This is a genomic window from Enterobacter sp. 296B2 (assembly GCF_034106185.1).
Lineage (GTDB): Bacteria > Pseudomonadota > Gammaproteobacteria > Enterobacterales > Enterobacteriaceae > Enterobacter > Enterobacter cloacae_N.
On the sequence record NZ_JAWNCA010000023.1, the window covers coordinates 43844 to 60297 of the forward strand.

Annotated in this window: 20 protein-coding genes; all 20 read right to left on the reverse strand. The window is 52.9% G+C overall.

Translation table 11 applies throughout. The features are described 5' to 3' along the window. Positions 1–198 precede the first annotated feature (198 nt). The 20 genes from URZ40_RS16510 to URZ40_RS16605 all read right to left on the reverse strand — a co-directional run bounded on the left by URZ40_RS16510 (position 199) and on the right by URZ40_RS16605 (position 16447). Positions 199–1404 (reverse strand): tail fiber domain-containing protein, encoded by a 1206-nt coding sequence (locus tag URZ40_RS16510; RefSeq protein WP_232935883.1) that lies wholly within the window; start codon positions 1402–1404, stop codon positions 199–201. A gap of 55 nt (positions 1405–1459) precedes the next feature. Then, entirely contained in the window at positions 1460–1699 is a 240-nt protein-coding gene (locus URZ40_RS16515) for a cor protein (RefSeq protein WP_232935882.1), read from the reverse strand. 103 nt (positions 1700–1802) lie between these two features. After that, positions 1803–2480, reverse strand: a complete 678-nt coding sequence (locus URZ40_RS16520) for a hypothetical protein (protein ID WP_116341404.1) — start codon at positions 2478–2480, stop codon at positions 1803–1805. Further along, a complete protein-coding gene (locus URZ40_RS16525; RefSeq protein ID WP_232935881.1) occupies positions 2480–2782 on the reverse strand; it encodes a hypothetical protein in 303 nt (100 codons plus the stop codon). The genes URZ40_RS16520 and URZ40_RS16525 overlap by 1 nt, the downstream gene beginning before the upstream one ends. Then, positions 2782–5967: a host specificity protein J gene (locus URZ40_RS16530; protein WP_320720866.1), complete on the reverse strand. Its 3186-nt coding sequence runs from the start codon at positions 5965–5967 to the stop codon at positions 2782–2784. The genes URZ40_RS16525 and URZ40_RS16530 overlap by 1 nt, the downstream gene beginning before the upstream one ends. Positions 5968–6019: 52 nt before the next feature. After that, a complete protein-coding gene (locus URZ40_RS16535; protein WP_320720867.1) occupies positions 6020–6619 on the reverse strand; it encodes a tail assembly protein in 600 nt (199 codons plus the stop codon). Between the two features lie 42 nt (positions 6620–6661). Next, positions 6662–6991, reverse strand: a complete 330-nt coding sequence (yecR, locus tag URZ40_RS16540) for a YecR family lipoprotein (RefSeq protein ID WP_225828840.1) — start codon at positions 6989–6991, stop codon at positions 6662–6664. An 82-nt stretch (positions 6992–7073) separates the two neighbouring features. Next, the gene (locus tag URZ40_RS16545; RefSeq protein ID WP_116341412.1) at positions 7074–7790 is read right to left on the reverse strand and encodes a C40 family peptidase; all 717 of its coding nucleotides are present in this window, start codon (positions 7788–7790) and stop codon (positions 7074–7076) included. A 1-nt stretch (position 7791) separates the two neighbouring features. Beyond that, the gene (locus URZ40_RS16550; RefSeq protein ID WP_116341413.1) at positions 7792–8550 is read right to left on the reverse strand and encodes a phage minor tail protein L; all 759 of its coding nucleotides are present in this window, start codon (positions 8548–8550) and stop codon (positions 7792–7794) included. Then, entirely contained in the window at positions 8547–8885 is a 339-nt protein-coding gene (locus URZ40_RS16555; RefSeq protein WP_320720868.1) for a phage tail protein, read from the reverse strand. Before URZ40_RS16555 ends, URZ40_RS16550 begins: the two co-directional genes overlap by 4 nt. A 2-nt stretch (positions 8886–8887) precedes the next feature. After that, entirely contained in the window at positions 8888–12169 is a 3282-nt protein-coding gene (locus URZ40_RS16560; RefSeq protein ID WP_320720869.1) for a phage tail tape measure protein, read from the reverse strand. A 34-nt stretch (positions 12170–12203) separates the two neighbouring features. Beyond that, complete coding sequence (locus tag URZ40_RS16565; protein ID WP_063922239.1) at positions 12204–12467, reverse strand: DUF4035 domain-containing protein; 264 nt, start codon at positions 12465–12467, stop codon at positions 12204–12206. A gap of 23 nt (positions 12468–12490) precedes the next feature. Next, positions 12491–12892: a phage tail assembly chaperone gene (locus URZ40_RS16570; protein ID WP_001135721.1), complete on the reverse strand. Its 402-nt coding sequence runs from the start codon at positions 12890–12892 to the stop codon at positions 12491–12493. Positions 12893–12946: 54 nt separating this feature from the next. Then, entirely contained in the window at positions 12947–13417 is a 471-nt protein-coding gene (locus URZ40_RS16575) for a phage tail tube protein (RefSeq protein WP_116341418.1), read from the reverse strand. A 53-nt stretch (positions 13418–13470) separates the two neighbouring features. After that, the gene (locus URZ40_RS16580; RefSeq protein ID WP_116341419.1) at positions 13471–13818 is read right to left on the reverse strand and encodes a DUF3168 domain-containing protein; all 348 of its coding nucleotides are present in this window, start codon (positions 13816–13818) and stop codon (positions 13471–13473) included. Then, positions 13815–14264, reverse strand: a complete 450-nt coding sequence (locus URZ40_RS16585) for an HK97-gp10 family putative phage morphogenesis protein (RefSeq protein WP_320720870.1) — start codon at positions 14262–14264, stop codon at positions 13815–13817. The genes URZ40_RS16580 and URZ40_RS16585 overlap by 4 nt, the downstream gene beginning before the upstream one ends. Next, positions 14261–14599, reverse strand: coding sequence for a phage head closure protein (locus URZ40_RS16590; RefSeq protein WP_001549110.1), 339 nt, complete (start codon positions 14597–14599; stop codon positions 14261–14263). The genes URZ40_RS16585 and URZ40_RS16590 overlap by 4 nt, the downstream gene beginning before the upstream one ends. A gap of 9 nt (positions 14600–14608) precedes the next feature. Then, the gene (locus URZ40_RS16595; protein WP_040091735.1) at positions 14609–14935 is read right to left on the reverse strand and encodes a head-tail connector protein; all 327 of its coding nucleotides are present in this window, start codon (positions 14933–14935) and stop codon (positions 14609–14611) included. Beyond that, entirely contained in the window at positions 14935–15195 is a 261-nt protein-coding gene (locus URZ40_RS16600) for a hypothetical protein (RefSeq protein WP_320720871.1), read from the reverse strand. Before URZ40_RS16600 ends, URZ40_RS16595 begins: the two co-directional genes overlap by 1 nt. A 40-nt stretch (positions 15196–15235) precedes the next feature. Further along, a complete protein-coding gene (locus tag URZ40_RS16605; RefSeq protein ID WP_046091695.1) occupies positions 15236–16447 on the reverse strand; it encodes a phage major capsid protein in 1212 nt (403 codons plus the stop codon). Positions 16448–16454: the final 7 nt, after the last annotated feature.

Here is a 16454-nt window from a genome sequence, read left to right on the forward strand (position 1 = left end):
TTGCAAATCCCCTTAAAGATCGGAAATCTTTTATAAAGCGTGCACACAGCCACATCTTAAATTATTACCGCCTGCTTTCTTTCCACTACGTTTGTGCTCAGCCAAAATCATTCTGGTAAAATTCCCGACAATTGCTCAGGCATGGACACTGAGCAACCAGCCGCTGACCGTTCTTGCATACGGTGGGCGGTGGTTTCCTTAACTTCCAGGCTGCAACGCCTCGACCTGTTTCTTTAAATCTTCAATTTGATTCATTAAAGCCAAAATTGCTTCATGGTGAAGGGCTGCCGCCACACCGTAGGTATCAGGGCTTAAAACCTTCTCCACGACGGTACCATCTTCCAGCGTACGGTCACCGCCTTCAAAAACGAATTCAGGAAATACCTCCTGCACTTCCTGCGCGATAAACCCAATACCTGGAGCTATATCATCGAGACGCTTCCATGTGACCCCGCGAAGCTTAACCATTTTCCCCAACGGGTCCGGAATTCTCTCGATAGCGTATTTAAGACGTCCGTCAGAGTTTGGCACCCAGGCCCCTGGTGCAGTTGCTGAACCATTACCATCAAAATTGAAGGCCGCTGCAACCCCTACCGACCCGGATGCTGTGAAAGTAGCAACACTTAATTCAGCGTATGAACTTGAATTACCCCAAACATATCTCGCCTGTAAACTCGCAGCTGCACGCTCCTGGTTTGCAATCCGGAAAGATGAGCGCATTGAACCGCCAAACACTAATGTGCCAGTAGACGGAGAACCAGCCTGGTTTATGAAAGATGCGGTGTTACCCGTGATGTTAAGGGAGGATGTAAGCGTGCCACCGCTTTTGTTGTCAATGGTGCTCAGGCGAGAATCATCACCGGCGGCCACCGTTCCCGCCGCTGTGCCGACGTTCCTGGTGGAGCTGTCTCCCAAACCGAGGTTTGTGCGAGCACCTGATGCGGTTGTCGAACCAGTACCGCCCTGATTAACAGGTACGGCCCCGCCGCTCTTCGTCGCCATATTGTCAGACAGATATTTCCAGGACGGGCCGGTGAAGGTAGTGCCGTCGGGCAGTTTCACGGTGATGTTTCCGGCGGCGCTGTAAACCTGCTGCCAGTTCTGTTTGTCGTAATTCAGTCCACGCAGAGCTTCAGCACTTTGCGCCACCAGCGCGGCAGTTACCATGTTGAGAGCCACGCGAGGAACTGCTGACCAGGCCGCACCTGATTGTGTAGGCCCGGTAAAGTTGCTGACCAGCGTCAACTGGGTATTACTCTCGACTGATTTGACTGACAGCGTATACGGAACGCCGCCCACAGTAGAGACAATGAAGTCACCTGCAGCGATTTCATTTGCAAATGCCGTTCCGCTACCACCAACAATAGCGGACCCGTTTGTGAGGGTAATTGTACCTGCCGACATAAAAACTCCTGAGTTCAGATAATAAAAAACCCGCCGAAGCGGGTTCTTGTTTTGTTCATTTTGAACAGGTCGACCTTGTGAAGTTATTTTTGCTCACCCATCGCCAGTTGAAGGGGTAGCCTGCTCTATATTGTGTCTGACTGGCTACTTTACGCACACCGTAAATCTGTACCGACTGAACCTGTCCACCAATAAGCGCTTCTGCCTCGCATAATGGTTTCTGCTTTTGCAGAACTGAACCGGAGCAAGCAGAAAGAAACAGGCAGAATACCATCGCGAATATTATTTTTGTCATTTCACACCTTGGCTAGTTTTTAATAAGTAAAACTAACGCAGCGGTATTAAAATATAAAATAGATATAACAGATCAATTATGTTGATTTGATCGCTTAAAACGATCAATCATAGGCGGCAGTGTTGATAGCCGTCAAAGCTATCCCAGTCGTTGTCCCACCAGCAGCAGAACCAGTAGCCGTGGTCGATGGCGCGGCATTAATTCTGGTTGATGAACCATTAAACCGACATCCTGAGTAAGCTGTGATATTTACAATCGTGGGTGGCTGAGTGTTATTGTTCTGGATGATTTGGGAGCCAAGGATAGCGGGCGCCACCGCATAACTCCCAGGTAAAGTGACGTCAATATTAATTCCACCTGTCGTAGCTCCCGGCGTCCCAACAGTCACAAGGTCACTCAATATCCGACTTTCGTTTGTCAGAACCAACTTCCCGGCAGCATCCCAGATAGCAAATCCCCATTTTGGCAATGTCTGCGGGTAGATAGCAAAGATGTAGGCCGTTAATGTATGTGCCTGTCCATAAGCATTGCTTGATCCAACAAGAATATTTCCTCCTGATCTGGCCGCAGTGACCAATGTAGGCTGAGCTGTATCACTTGTTTTGCAAAAAACCATTGCTGGATAAGACACGTCCAGAGCTACTGCTGCAGATGCACCGTGATATGCCCCGCTTGCTACTGAGTTAACCACTACCTTTCTGTATAGACAGAATGGTGTGGACTGTGGGGTAATAAAAGGATTTCCGCTTTCCAGAGCAATCAGCGCGCCATAATCTGCCACTAGGCTTTCTCCACATAAACTACGAGCTCACATTCAGATGCTGGATAGTTTCCAATCCCTACGCTGCTTGCCGCGGAAAGAGTTATCGTATTTCCGCTGGCGACGATACGTCGTCCCACAGAGACAGCCCCCTTATCCAGAGAAACGACAAACCCGACCTTCATTCCGTCCGGAATGGTAAATGACCAGCTTCCGGAGTTTTGCCCCTCAGAAAGTGGGATGCGGCCTACCACTGAAACTGGCTTAATACCGTAATTGTTCGGGTTGCCATTGGCATCCCACGTCTGAATGCCCCACGTCATCAAAATACCCCCGTAATTTTACCAATCTGTACGCGGAGAACGCCGTTCGCGTCCCTGATGCTGTCCGTTACATTCGTAGTCTTTCTTGCGCCCTCCCCGTCGCTGCCGTAGTTTTCCCAGGTACCTCCTTTATCCAGTTTCCACCCGGACTGCCCGGCGACATAATTGTTGGACTGGATAAAGTTACCGATTTTGGCGTTGGTGATCGTGCCATCCTGAATAAACCCTGAGCTGATAAAGACCTGGCCATTAACCACCGCGAACGGCGAATACTGGGTATCACCACTGCCACTCATCAGTACGAATTGGTTAGCGTTGAAACCTACTCGGGTAACAATCGGCTGCCCTGCCTGCGCCAGAACGGCAATCGACATCCCGGCGTTATACATGATGCCATTTATCCTCACGCCTGTTTTAAGGGTGTAAATTGCCGAAGCACCTGAGGCATCGACCACTGCGGTAAGCTTGTCCTCCAGTGCAGCCGTGACGTCATTGATCTGGGCCTGCACCTGCGTCGACATTTCGGCCATTGCCTTATCTACCTCAGCAATGGTCGTTTTAACAACAAGGATATCGGCACGCACTTCACCGTATTGTGCCCACTGGTGCTCAACTGTTCCGTGGTTCGCCAGGGCGTTCTGTAGAATTCCCTCAATGTTGGTATCGATGTCACCAGTGAGGCGTTCCCCGTCGGCAGAGGTTAGGAAATCGTCTGCGATATCGCCCAAATAATCATCGGCGTTATCATTAGACATCCCCCTTACCCAGTCGGTATACCCGGATTCGTTACCTGTTCTGTCGACCAGCTGCGCGCGGTACCAGAATTCCTGCCCAGCCTTAAGCCCGAGCTGGGTATATTCAGCGGATGGATAAGGCACATCTGACAGCAATAATGGATTTGAAAAGTCACTGTTAGCTGTGTACTGAATCTCCGTTTTTAGGGTATCGCCGGTGTTTGCCGGGAAACCCCAGTTAAGACGAATCCCCCAGTTAATTCCCGTTGCCGTGAATCCTACTGGCTTAGGCGGATTACCTACTTTGCCGGTCAGTGTCTTCTCTTCTGAATATCCCCATCCTGAGGAAATTTCAGCGGCATTAATTGCGCGGACGCGCACCAGGTAGCGCCCGGCATAAATCCCCGGGACGTCAAATGACGTGGTGGAGCTGCGAGGCATGTTCACCCAGTTTCCGTCGTCGCGGCGCCACTGCCCCTCATAGGCAATAGCATTTTGTGCCTGGTCCCAGCTCACTCGCATGGTCTCGACGCTGATATTCTGCTGAACCACAGAAAACGAGCTGATCACGATGTTCGCAGGCGGCGACTGATTACTAGGAGGTATTACACTTATTGGCCTCTGGTCGATAATTGCGCCAGTATCGATACGGGCATATTTATCCGGATCGTGCCATGCGGCGGTGATCGAGAAGGTGCCATTATCATTATCGCTTACGCTGACAACGCGGTACTTCTGAGCGTAAAGCTCGTCAGATTCAACCACCCAAACAGCTTCGGCCTGTGGCGTCTCACTGTATGCCGTGGTGACTGTGACTGATTCACCGTTCACCGCCTGAATGGTCCTGCTCTGCGACGCTCCGGAAGGTAGGTTGAGAATCAGGCGATCACCAGTTGTCGCATCTGCCACGCGGTCAAGTTTGATAACGCGACCGTTTACGGCACTGATGCGGCCGCCCATAACCTTTCCGGACAGCAGCTCGTCTGCCACGGCAATGATGTACCCCGGCTGTGGTATGTTTCCGTCCAGACCGACATCAAACGAAACAACGCGATCCTTGTTGTTGGTGAGAATACCCCAGCGCCCCTTTCTGTTCGCTTCTGACTGCCTGGTGCAGCCGATGGCTGTCATTTCCAGCTGATTGAAGCCGTACCGCGCCACCAGCGCCTGCTCAAATACTGGCTCCATCGCGTCAGCATAAGCGTTACCGGGATCTGACCATGAAACCAGCGCTGTGGTGTAGCGGCTTTTCGTGGTGCTGCTCGAATAGGTGAAGCGACCGCCAACAACGTTAGCGCGCGTGTAGCTATAATCAACATCGCGCGGCATGTCAGCCAGGGCCACAATCTGATCCCCGCCCCAGTAGGTCATGCCACGGAAGATAGCAGCAAAATCACGCAGGACTGTGTAGGCATCGTTCCGATCCTGAATGTACACGTTGCAAGTATAACGTGGTTCGGTACCGTTGCCCCCTTTGCCGTCAGGTACCATCTGATCACAATACTGGGCAACCTGATAAAGCGTCCATTTATCAATATTCGCAGCGGTCAAACGGTGCCCGAGGCCGAATCGGTCAGAAACAACCAGATCGTAAAAAATCCACGCCGGATTATCCGTCCATGCCCACTTAAACGCACCGGCCCATGTCCCGCTGTAAGAGCGGGTTTCAGGGTCGTAGGTATCTGGAACGCGGATAACGCGGCCGCGCGGTTCGCATGAAATTTGAGGAATAGAGCCGTTGAACTGGCTTGAGTCGAATTCGATGTAGAGCAGCGCGGTGTTCGGGTAACGCAGTTTGGCGTCAATCACCTCGGTGAAGCTCTGCAGCGTCATCGTGTCGCCGATCTTCGCGCTGTTGGCGTCAGCAGTAATTTTACGCAGCCGAATTGTCCAGGTACTACCAGCCTGCGGTAAATCAATACGGTGGCTGCGCTCGTAACCCGAGGTTGTTTTGCCGGTCACGCTGGTATTGAGTACCGTCTGCCATGTTCCGCCGTCCGTCTGCAGGTCAATCGCGTAGTTAATCGAATAGCCGACCAAATCCCCATCGTCCTCCTGCTTGAAAAGCGAGGGCCATTTCAGACGCAGACGAACCGCTGATAGCTGCGTATTGGTGAACGTGCGCGTCCATGCTGTAGCGCTTGATACTTCGGTACCCACGCTGATTTCATTTTCGGTACCGGGAATGCCCTGAATGTAATTTTGCGCCTGCGTTCCCGCACGAAACTCCCACGTCACACCGCTGAAGTTTTGGGAGCCGTCGGCGTTCTCAAGCGCCGTTCCGTCCAGGTAGATATCTTTGCCGGTTAGCTGCCCTGCAAATTCCCCTTCCCCAAGCGCAACGAGGATTTTAGCCTTCGCTACAGATTGCAGATCATCTGGCTGCTCAGTAGGGGTTCGGGAACTGGAGCTGCCGCCCTTGCGGCCCTTTAACACTTTTTCTGTAGCCATATTGCGCCCATAAAAAAGCCACCCGAAGGTGGCCTGAAAAAAGGTTTGTTATCTACAGCTGATCTTCGACATAAATTCCGGCAGAAATAATCGCCCCGCCGATTCGCCTACGACCGTAGAGAAGTGGTACCGGGTAACCCTGAGCTGCGGTATTTGTCACACCACCGAACGCGTATGATGCACGGTTATCTGCACTTTGTTTACTGGCCAGTCCGGTTGGCTGAGGAGAAAGCATTTGCACAACCCCGCCGACCATCATCGCCGCACCAAATTGTGCGACACCATACCCGGCTGCAGATAACGTACCTGCGGAAAAATAGCCAACAGCCACCCCGACAACGACCAGCACTGCACCAAGGATTGTTTGTAATATCCCTGCTTTTTTACTGCCAATAATTACTGGAACAATACGAATAACGTCACCGGTAACCGGAAAGCCAAGATCATCCTCACCAATGTTTCTTTTACCCTTAAACACAGAGTATGTGAGCCCGCGACGCTGGCTGGAAATCATAAACTGCTCAAATCCAGGAATGGTCTTCGCGAGTGCGACACCAGCCTCGCTCACACGGGAAATCAGGCGATGGTGAACTTTTCCAAACGTTTTACCAAGAACTCCGCCAAGTTCAATTCGACTCATAACCACTTTCATACAATTTCCACACATAAAAAAACCGCCGAAGCGGTTTAAATATCAATTTTGTGCAGCTTTACCGCCGGTACACTGATATTCGACAGATACATTGGACATAATACAACTCCCAAAACCATCCATCTGTCCACACTGGCTAGTTTGTCCGCCAAAAGGTTCTGCACCTTCATATCCCCAAGTTTTACATTTTTGGGCGGCTAAAGATGCGGCTTGATTAAGGTCAACAACAGGCTTTTCAAATTGACCGACTGTATAACCCATTCTCACAGTACCATCGGCCTTGCTTCCCCCCATAGGAACCATTTCCTTTCGAACCGCGCAACCAGATAAAATCATGGTAGTTAAAACTATCAGGACTATTTTCTTCATCATTTATTTCCCTTAATTACAATCGGAAATATCTTAACACCATTCAATCTGGCTGCAATATAAGAATTATTTTTGATGACATAATTTAATACAGAAATAAATCTTTATAACGCAATAACTTAACTGTTCTTTCCTGCCAGTAACCGCCGTACGGCACACGCTGGCTCAGATGGCCGTAGAGATGATGCAATAGCATATTGTCCTTAAGCAGGATCCCCGCGTGATTCCACTTATCGGCCTGGACCTGCATGATCACCATATCGCCGGGTTTTGGTGGCCCGTCGAATTCACGGAATCCGCACTCATACCAGCAATCCTGATAGAAGTTGTCCAGATAGTCGTTTTCCCACCAGGGATAATCCACCCGGTAATCGTGGAGCTCGATACCATGCGTTTGCCGGAAATAGCTCATTACCAGCCCCCAGCAGTCGAAGTGACCAAGCACAAACGGACGCTCCAGCAGCGGCAGTTCCCCACGCGGCTGGATGGTGCGTAAATCCCCCTCCGGCCAGCTCACGATATGCCAGGGTAAAAGCGTTGCATCGCATTGCGCCTTATCCAGTTCGCTCGGCTGCGTAGTGGCATCAGGGTGGCTGTGAGCGATGGCGATCACCGTACCCCAGTCTTCAGCAGCTGCGTAATCTTCCGGGCAGAGGACAAAATTGTCCTCCGGCGTCGCGGCAAGATTCCGGCACGGGAAATAACGTTCAACGCGGCTTTTCTGCGCCACCACGCCGCAACACTCAAGAGGATATTCAGCTGCAGCATGCGCCATAATCGCATCGATGGTTTTCTGACGCATATCAACTCCTAATCAAAGACGTGCCCGGGAAGCCACCAAACGAGAGTTCGTTATTTTCGCCGAATCGGAGTTTGCAGGCCGTCAGCGTACCGTTGCATTCATCCAGCGACGGATCGCTTACCGGGTTGTTGTTTTTATCGAAATAGCGGGTGCCGGCATAGTCGCAGCCGTCGCCGGTACGATATTTATTCCGGATGCACCAGGTACACAGGGAATGAAGCTGTCGCGTCGGGATCATTTGCCCCTGCAGGTCCATCGGACTGGAAAGAACAAATTCAACGGTTTCACCGGCAAGCTCGCCCGTTTTCCCGTCGATATACCAGACCTGCAGCTTTTCCTGAGTCGGGTCTGCAGAAGGGTTACCGTCTGCGAAATTTCTGGCATCGAGATATTTCTCTTTTGTGTCGTGAATAGTGACTTTAGCCTGCAGCAGATCGTCATACGCAAGACACAGGGCTGAAATGGAGCTTTCGATGTTCGCAACCGTCAGGGATGGCGTTGCATTGCTCCCACTGGTTGATTTCTCCAGACCTTCCAGTTGATATGGCCAGGCGGCATATTCATTGCCCTGCCACCAGATTGGTTTCGCCGGAAGCTTGGACTCATCCCCGCCAGCGGCGATGATTTCCGCTTCTGAGTGGGGAATGCTGTAATTGTGAAAGCGGAGAACGTCCGTTAGCCCAAAGGAAGAACCGTCCACCTCAATCAGACGAACATCGTTTCCGGATTCCAGCTTCTGATAATCTGCGTTTAAGCTCATGGTTTAAATGCCTGGATGAATGTTGCTTCAAGGTTGAATTTCCCCGCGCCAAGCCCGGCGGGTTTATACGTTTCGCAACGATACAAACCCAAAGGTTCGAGCGGTGGCTTCCATTGAAAAGCTTTCGTTCCTTCATGCCTGTCGAGAAAAGTCTTTATGGCGGAAATGTAGGTTTCATTACCGGTGAAATTAAGCGTCCATTGCTGGCTTTTAGGGTTTAATCCATCCCCTGAAACCTGCTCATATCCATCGCCAAACTTGGCTTTCCTGACGCGGAAATTTGTGTCAGCCTCAGCGTTAATCCGTGGGCACCATGTGAAAGTTTCGATGGCCATATTTATCGGTTTCCTTTCATTGCGTTCCAGATGTCACCGCCGGGGCGGATATCACGCATTACATTCTGCTTATATCGCTGATCGACAAATTTCCCGACCTCTGCACCAAATTGCTCAAGGCCTGGTGAGGTTTGCGTTGAGGTGTTGCCGTTACCATCGATGGTGATATAAACCTGTGGCGCCGACGATACGGACTGACCTCCGCCACCTCCAACCGCACGAACACCGAGAGAACCATCCGGCGCGCGGGTCAGCGGCATGATTGCCTCCGGCCCAGCCTCGCCCATGATTCCGGCCCCGCCTTTTGCAAAAGCAAACATGGTGGGATTTCTGACGATCCCATTACTGAAAGCGCTCAGAGAGGGGGAGTCATAAACGCCGCCTTTGGCGTTAAACTGGAAGCTCGATCCGTAACTGGAAACCGCAGTACCGGTGCTGGCTGCTGCTCCCGCCCCGCCCCCGAAGAAGCTGCCTACACTGCCGATGAGTGAGCCAAAGATGCCAGAACCGGAAGAGGCCCCACCCATCGCGCTGACCACCGCCATCTGCAGAGCTACTTTTTCGATAATCTGCAGGACAGAAATACCCCACGATTTCCAGCTAACTTTATTGCCTTCGAGCATTGAGGTGACGTTACCAAACGCGCTGTCGAGTGTGGTTTTCACCCCGTCAGAAACCGTGCCGGATACGTTACTGATTTCATCAAACCAGTTGGCATAGCCGCGTGATACTCCGGACATCCAGTCCGCTTCAGCTGCTGCTATAACCTTGTATTTCTTATCCAGAGCATCGAGGGCTGCGGCGCGCTGCGCGATGGCCTCGGTACCGCCGTCCGTTTTAGCAAAAACACGGTCGATCTGTTGCGTCTCGTCGAACCGGCTGCGCTGGCGATCGCTCATGCCTGCGGTTTCGGTTGTCAGCGTCGCCTCATCCCTGAACTTTCGGGCCGCTTCAGTTAAATCCTTCAGGGCATCAGCTTGTTCTCGCTGCTTGCGCACGTTCTCGTCGGCTTTTTGCGTCCATTTTGCCAGCTCTGCTGATGATGCCTGGATCGCCCTGCGCTGCTCGTCGGTCCATTTAGTGCCTGCCTGGTGCGATGCAGCGTAAAGCTCCGAGGCTTTTTCGCCTTCCGTGGCCCGGACGCGTTGCACGTCGATAGCCACGCTCAGATCGGCCATTTTCCGGGAATACTGTTCGGCGGTGCTGGCCGCTTCGCGCTCGGCTTTACTCTGCGCATTTGAGGCAGCAGTGGAGGTTTTTTTTGCCTCTGCAGCTGCTGCATCCTTTTTGGCTGCCTGATCCTTGTTGTAGATGTACTGTGTATAAAGCGCCCCCGTCAGCTTCAGGTCTTCTGCTTCGTAGACGTGCTGCTGATGGAGTTTCTCTAATCCGCTTAAGCTGGCCAGCTCATTATCGCGGCGCGAGCGCTCCAGTGCGGTTTGCTGTTGCGGTGTTGCGTTCGCCAGTGAAACCACGGGCCCGGCATATTGTGGCGGCTTGGCGCCAGCGGTCGCTGACATTGAGCGGTTAAGCAGGTCATACGCACCTTTCAGGATTGAGACGGCGCCAGCCTGTTCGATAGCCTTTTGCGTGGCCAGATCACTGGCATTGTTTACCAGCTTCTGAGTTTGCTCGACTTTTGAGGCTGCCTGTTCGCGCTGGTACTCCAGCTGGTTCAGCTTGTCGGTCAGCTCAATGTTTTTGGCCGTTATGTCGGCCTGGTCCATGAAGGTGTTGATCAGGGTCAGCATCGGATGGCGGTTGTAGTCCTGCTGGATTTGGTCAACCGCCTTAAGGCTGTCTTTCACCTTCGCGATCTGAGAGTCGAGGTCGGCCAGGTCCTGTTTTTGCGCCTGTAAAGATGTACGGGCATCAGCCGCGGTCGAACGCAGGCCAAGCACCGACATCTGCTGGAGCTTGGTGTTGATCTCGTCAAGGTTGTTGGCAAAACCTACCGCCTCACGGTGCACCTGCTGGGTATGCTGATAAAGGCCATACATCGCAGCGCCGGCACCGATAATTACTCCAGGCCAGCCACCGAGAATGCCAAGAACGCCACTACCCAGGCGGGACATCACCGAGGCCGTATTTGTGAGGTTATTAACGGCAGAAGTCCTGCCAGCAAGCGCCGTATTCAGCGATGCCTGAGTAGCAGCAAGATTACGCTCAGCGACAATCTGAGCCTCAATACTCGTCGCCGCTGCACGCGCCTGTTGAGCGCGGTAAACAGCATGGCGACCAGCAGCAACGGTAACCTGAGCGCCGCGAACCTGAGCCTGCGCCAGCGCGACCTCGGCGGCCGTATTAGCGAGAACTGCCCGGGTTGACTGAGCAACGCTGCCGACCATGTTGCCAAAATAACGGGCGAGGCCAACACCAACCAGAATACCGGCTGTATTTGCCACATCATCGATGTTATTCGCCAGACCATCCAGCACGCCGGAAAGGGTTGATGATGCGCCGACGGCATCGTTCGCCCCGCCCACCCATGCGAGAAAGGCGTTTTGCACTTTCTGTGCAGATCCGCTGATTGATGCGGGAAGGGTATCGAACTCTTTACGCAGGATCTCGACGTTGGTAAGCAACGGGACGATTTTGTCTGTGGTCAGCTCGCCGTTGTTGGCCATATTACGCAGACCACCAACAGTGGTACCCAGGCCATCAGCCAGCAGTTTTACCAGCCTTCCCCCGTTCTCCATGATGGAGTTAAATTCTTCGCCACGTAAAACACCAGACGCTAACGCCTGACTGAGCTGAGTGATAACGGAGCTGGCTTCTTCTGTGCTGGCCCCTGATAACCTCAGGGATGTTGCGACAGTTTCGGTTACTTTCGCTACTTCTGCAGAAGCGTAACCAGCTGATCGCATGGACTGAGCAATACGGCTATATAGATTCGAGTTGGCAGTAAGCGATGTGCCTGTGCGTTGGCTTATCTCCATCAGGGTGCGCTGTGCTGCAGCAAAATCTTCTGTGGAAGTTGATGCCAGCCGCAAGCGCCCATTCATTTGGTTCCATGTATCGGCAAACTGAACCAGCTGATGCGTGGCAAATGCACCAGCCCACGCACCAGCAAGCCCGGCAGCTGAAGATCGCACGGTTGCAAGCTGAGAGTTCAGGTCAGCCAAAGAACGCTGAGTTTCACGCGTGGCCGCTGCAGCTTTTTTCCCGCCCTGTTCCATAGTGCGGTAGTAATCGGTTCCCATGCGGGACGCTCTGCCGATCTCAGACTGGAAAGAAGAAGAGTTCGCCGAAATTTTAATGATTAGCTCGCGCAGCGTTGCCATATTTCACCCATAAAAAAGCCCGCAGCCGCGAGCATCAAAGACTGGACATCCATTCTTCAAGTTCAGAGACTTCAGCACCTTCTTCCTGCTCACCCCATTTCAGCATCACATCAGGGATAGTGTATTTCCCGCCCTGAGAGTTCAGCATTGCAACGGAGATCTGCGCCGCCTGTGCATCGGCGCGCCAGTCACCAATCGGACTGATGCGGTCGAACTCGATCCACATTTTGAGCTCGCTGGCGGTCATGGTCTGGCGCAGTTCGTGGAGAGTACGCCCCAACCGGAGCGCCAGCGACATCAGGAAGAAGGTCAGCGGCTGCTTTACGGCTTCCCCGCTTCTTCCTGGCTCATTCCGAGGTTGAGGGCCTGAGCCAGCAGGCGGGAGTGCACAGGACCATAAATTTTAGATACCTGCTCCTGATCCTCATCGCTGAATACTCGCTCGCCGTTTTCATCCAGCAGAACGTCAATAAACAGAACCACATCAGCCTCTTTGTTACGCAGAAACTTTTCCGCCTCCGTCAGCGTCGGTGCCTCTTCGCCCTCGGCGAGCTGGGGATTAACGATCTCCCGGAATTTCACCCAGGCATCGCCAGAGGGTTCACGCAGCGTTACCTTTGCGCCATCCCATTCAGGGACCGTGATACCCTCCTTGGTGCGATAGGCTTTCGATGCTGTAAGCGCCACGTTGCGTAATGAATTCTGTGATGTTTTTTGCGGCATTTCATTTTTCTCTTGTTACATGATCGGAGGGATAAAAAAAGCGGCCGAAGCCGCTCAGGAACCAGACGCGTAGATGCGTTTCGGTTTGCCGCGTACACGCAGAGAATAGGTAGCGCCAACAACGGAAGATGTTGCGGCAGACCATGAGCTCTGGCGTACCTCCACCAGCACGTAGAAACCATTGCCAGACGGGAATACCACACGCAGCGCACGCAGTTCGTCATTTTCGTAAGCGGTCTGCAGTGCCTCCTGTGCTGCTTCATCGCCAACCCAGTTACGGGTAATGCTCATTTCAGCAGGCGCGGCGAGGCCGTTGGTTTGCTCCTGTTCAGTTGAGCACAGAGTGGTTACGTCGATATCCCCTTTCTGCCCGCCGGTGAAGGTGATCTCCTTTGTTGCACAGGCCGCTTCCAGCCAGGTAATGCCAGCCCCCGGGAAACCTGAGGCGTTAAAATCCTCGGCGGTTACGGGTGCGTCGGAGACGGCAACGGTCATCCCCTTTGTAACTTCATACTTACTGGTCATGGTTTCTCCAGATAAAATAAGACCGCCGGGGCGGTCTGTTATGGTGGGTAAAGTTAAACGGTTACCTGAAATTCGAGCGTTGCCCGGTGATAGCGCAGATCAGGCTCATAGCCCGGCGTTTTTACAACGCTTTCCGGCTTCAGCACCTGCAGGGCATCAAGCGCCATATTCCTGATCGTGCGCGCTTCAGTGATGGTGCTGGAATAAACATCAACCTGTACAGAAACGGCAGATTCAGCCTGACCACAGAGAACGTCAGCGGCCACGTCGGTAATAATCGAGAAAATTACCCAGGGCGGTGAAACTGAAGGCTTCCCGTCACTGCCGAGTGGGGCAACGTAGGGATAGACCTGCCCTCCGGCCAGCGACTCCAGCAGAGGATAGAGATCGTCTTCCGTCATTTGCTTAATGCCTCGTCAATGGCCTGGTTCATGCGCCTGATCGCGACCTCCGTCGCCTGCTCCTGGCGAACATCGAACGCGGGACGAATGAACGGGTGCGGCGGCATGTTAACGGTACCCATTTCTACGAATCGCCAGTAAAAGGCGTTTCTCGGGTTATTCGCCTTCATCGTGTTATCGCTGTTCCCGGTGCGCGGGCTAACACCACGAATATGGACGCCGGAAGAAATTTCCCCACGGCGGCGGCTTTTTTGGGTAACCACCACCACGTTTTTTTTCAGTTTCCCGGTACGCACCGGAGCGCGGGCGATCACTTCTTCCTTAAGCACTTCTGCTCCGGCGCGCGTGGCATCACGCAGAACCTTGTTGTTTTCAGCGCGGCTTAGCGCCTCCAGATCCTTTGCGATGTCATTCAGCCCGGAAAAATCGAGCCTCGTATCAATCATTTTTCGGTACCCTGTTTGCAAAGAATTTCGAGCTGAATACCACGAGAATCAGGGATTGGCGGACCAATGATATTCAAAATGGCGCCCTTGAACGGGCCAGTCATAACCCTGAGTCTGGACGCAGCAGTTATATCGCTACGAAATCGTGTCCATACCCTGATAGTGGCGACTGCGGTTTCAGCACCAGCGGCTACCAGCTCGCGCCCACTAATGCCCTTTACTTCTGCCCAGGTTTCTGCGCCGTCATGCCATGTTTCAACAGGCTGGCCAGAAGGATCTCTGGATGTTGTGATGTTCTGAACTACCACCCTGTCTCTCAGTCTTCCGGCCTGCATAAAGTCCTCCTATACCCCATAAATTCGGTATGGCTGCAGCAAGGCTTCAACTGCAAACGGGACCTCTGCAACGGTCTGACCGACGGCCACTGATTCTCTGTTGGCATACCAGTGTCCGATCAGCAATAACATGGCCGCTTTAACATCATCATTCAGTAGAATCGGGTCCGGGTCGTCTGCGTAGCCAGGGGAGCTTTGGTTTTCATAGAGCGTTCGTCTTGTCCATGTCTGGACGTAACGCGCCGCCGCACCGGTGTATAAAGTCAGCAGGGCATCGTCTCCGGAAAAATCGGTATCAATGCGGCAGTGCTGTTTCACCACATCAAGATCGACCATTATTTTTTCGCCTTCTTTTCCGCTTTTAATTCCGGCTGTTCCTGCTGCTGTTCCTGCTGCTGTTCCTGCTGCTGTTCCTGCTGCTGTTCCTGCTGCTGTTCCTGCTGCTGTTCCTGCTTTGCAGGATTTTCTGATTCATCGAGCTTCGCATAACCTTTCTTGATGAGCTCGCGCCCGTGCTGTTCCAGAGTTTCCAGCGGAAGCCCTTCTGTAACGACGGTACCGCCGAAATAAATCGGTTTGAGTGCGATCAGTTTCATTTTCCCACCTGTGAAAGCGGCCCGAAGGCCGCAGTGTTTATCAGCTACCTGAGCCAGTGCTGAAAGAGCCATACACGAACGCTTCAGGGCGTTTGACGGCCAGCGCCAGACGTTCCTCGCAACGGATGGTGATCATGTTTTTCTCGAAGTCGTCGGCGTTCTCCGTGGAGATAACCACGTTCGCATCTTCGCGGTCGAAGATTTGCGCGCCAGCGTTGAAAGCACCAGTCAGGAATTTACCCTGGAATGCCGCCGCTTCCGTGGCTACAACCGGCAAGCCCCAAAGCGTCGGTCCAGTCAGCGCCGCAGGGTTAGCCAGAATGTATCGGCCCAGGCTGTCTTTGGTCAGTTCGATCCGCGCCCAGTCAATGAAGTGAAGAACGTGGCCGGATGCCGGGAAGCGCGCCAGTTGCGCCTGCAGCATTGCCAGACGCAGATCGTCAATACCGCTCTGCTGTTCTACAGTAAACGCCGGGTTAAATGCTGACGCCTGAGGAACAATGCCGTGCAGATGCACGCCGGTACCATCACCGAAGAGAATTTCCTGCTCTTCCGCGTACTTCAGCCCGTAGCGCATTTCTGCATCAACGGTTGACTGCAACTGTGCGAAGTCATCCAGGATCTGCTTTGAGGCTTTGAACAGGTGAGCGATGGTGCTGACGCCAGTGATTTTCGGCGTAAACTCAATTTCGCTGTATGGTTTCTGTGTATTTTCAGGAACCACTTTCGCGTTGTTGGTAAAGCCAGTCTGTTGCACCCAGAAAATAGCAGGGGAGGAAGTGCGACCAGGCGCAATCAGATCGCGGATGAACAGGCGCTGCTTCGGTGCCGTATCGATGCCCGGAATTCGCTGGGGTTCGATAACGCCATCAGGCACATCAGCAGAAGTCAGTGCCGCCTTAACCGGGATACTGATACGTTTGCCACCTTCCACCCCGGAGGCAAAGGTTTTCAGCGCTTCAGCAGAGATCACTTGCTGGCCGATTGACTCCACAACATGCTTCGCGTTTGCCAGCGGCATCTGGGCAACATGTTGCTCCAGTTCGCCCATAGCTGCCTTCAGCGTTTTTTCTGCTTCACGCAGTGCGTTGAACTCAGAAGCCATTTTATCGACGGCTGCCTTTGTTTCTTCTGACAGCTTGCCGGATTTCTGCGCCTCCTTCACTGCTTCTTCTGCTTTCGCGTTGAACTTGCCGGTTGCCTCTTCAATGCTGGCCGTGACTTTTTTCAGAATATCGTTTACTTCAGACATAAAGGGT

Excerpts from the sequence above, each read along its gene's own strand:
- URZ40_RS16590 (WP_001549110.1), bottom strand. The coding sequence starts at position 14,599 with ATGCAGGCCGGAAGACTGAGAGACAGGGTGGTAGTTCAGAACATCACA.
- URZ40_RS16530 (WP_320720866.1), bottom strand. The coding sequence starts at position 5,967 with ATGGCTACAGAAAAAGTGTTAAAGGGCCGCAAGGGCGGCAGCTCCAGT.
- URZ40_RS16580 (WP_116341419.1), bottom strand. The coding sequence starts at position 13,818 with ATGACGGAAGACGATCTCTATCCTCTGCTGGAGTCGCTGGCCGGAGGG.
- URZ40_RS16525 (WP_232935881.1), bottom strand. The coding sequence starts at position 2,782 with ATGACGTGGGGCATTCAGACGTGGGATGCCAATGGCAACCCGAACAAT.
- URZ40_RS16515 (WP_232935882.1), bottom strand. The coding sequence starts at position 1,699 with ATGACAAAAATAATATTCGCGATGGTATTCTGCCTGTTTCTTTCTGCT.
- URZ40_RS16565 (WP_063922239.1), bottom strand. The coding sequence starts at position 12,467 with ATGTCGCTGGCGCTCCGGTTGGGGCGTACTCTCCACGAACTGCGCCAG.
- URZ40_RS16605 (WP_046091695.1), bottom strand. The coding sequence starts at position 16,447 with ATGTCTGAAGTAAACGATATTCTGAAAAAAGTCACGGCCAGCATTGAA.
- URZ40_RS16550 (WP_116341413.1), bottom strand. The coding sequence starts at position 8,550 with ATGAGCTTAAACGCAGATTATCAGAAGCTGGAATCCGGAAACGATGTT.
- URZ40_RS16570 (WP_001135721.1), bottom strand. The coding sequence starts at position 12,892 with ATGCCGCAAAAAACATCACAGAATTCATTACGCAACGTGGCGCTTACA.
- yecR (WP_225828840.1), bottom strand. The coding sequence starts at position 6,991 with ATGATGAAGAAAATAGTCCTGATAGTTTTAACTACCATGATTTTATCT.
- URZ40_RS16585 (WP_320720870.1), bottom strand. The coding sequence starts at position 14,264 with ATGATTGATACGAGGCTCGATTTTTCCGGGCTGAATGACATCGCAAAG.
- URZ40_RS16545 (WP_116341412.1), bottom strand. The coding sequence starts at position 7,790 with ATGCGTCAGAAAACCATCGATGCGATTATGGCGCATGCTGCAGCTGAA.
- URZ40_RS16575 (WP_116341418.1), bottom strand. The coding sequence starts at position 13,417 with ATGACCAGTAAGTATGAAGTTACAAAGGGGATGACCGTTGCCGTCTCC.
- URZ40_RS16510 (WP_232935883.1), bottom strand. The coding sequence starts at position 1,404 with ATGTCGGCAGGTACAATTACCCTCACAAACGGGTCCGCTATTGTTGGT.
- URZ40_RS16555 (WP_320720868.1), bottom strand. The coding sequence starts at position 8,885 with ATGGCCATCGAAACTTTCACATGGTGCCCACGGATTAACGCTGAGGCT.
- URZ40_RS16595 (WP_040091735.1), bottom strand. The coding sequence starts at position 14,935 with ATGGTCGATCTTGATGTGGTGAAACAGCACTGCCGCATTGATACCGAT.
- URZ40_RS16600 (WP_320720871.1), bottom strand. The coding sequence starts at position 15,195 with ATGAAACTGATCGCACTCAAACCGATTTATTTCGGCGGTACCGTCGTT.
- URZ40_RS16535 (WP_320720867.1), bottom strand. The coding sequence starts at position 6,619 with ATGAAAGTGGTTATGAGTCGAATTGAACTTGGCGGAGTTCTTGGTAAA.
- URZ40_RS16560 (WP_320720869.1), bottom strand. The coding sequence starts at position 12,169 with ATGGCAACGCTGCGCGAGCTAATCATTAAAATTTCGGCGAACTCTTCT.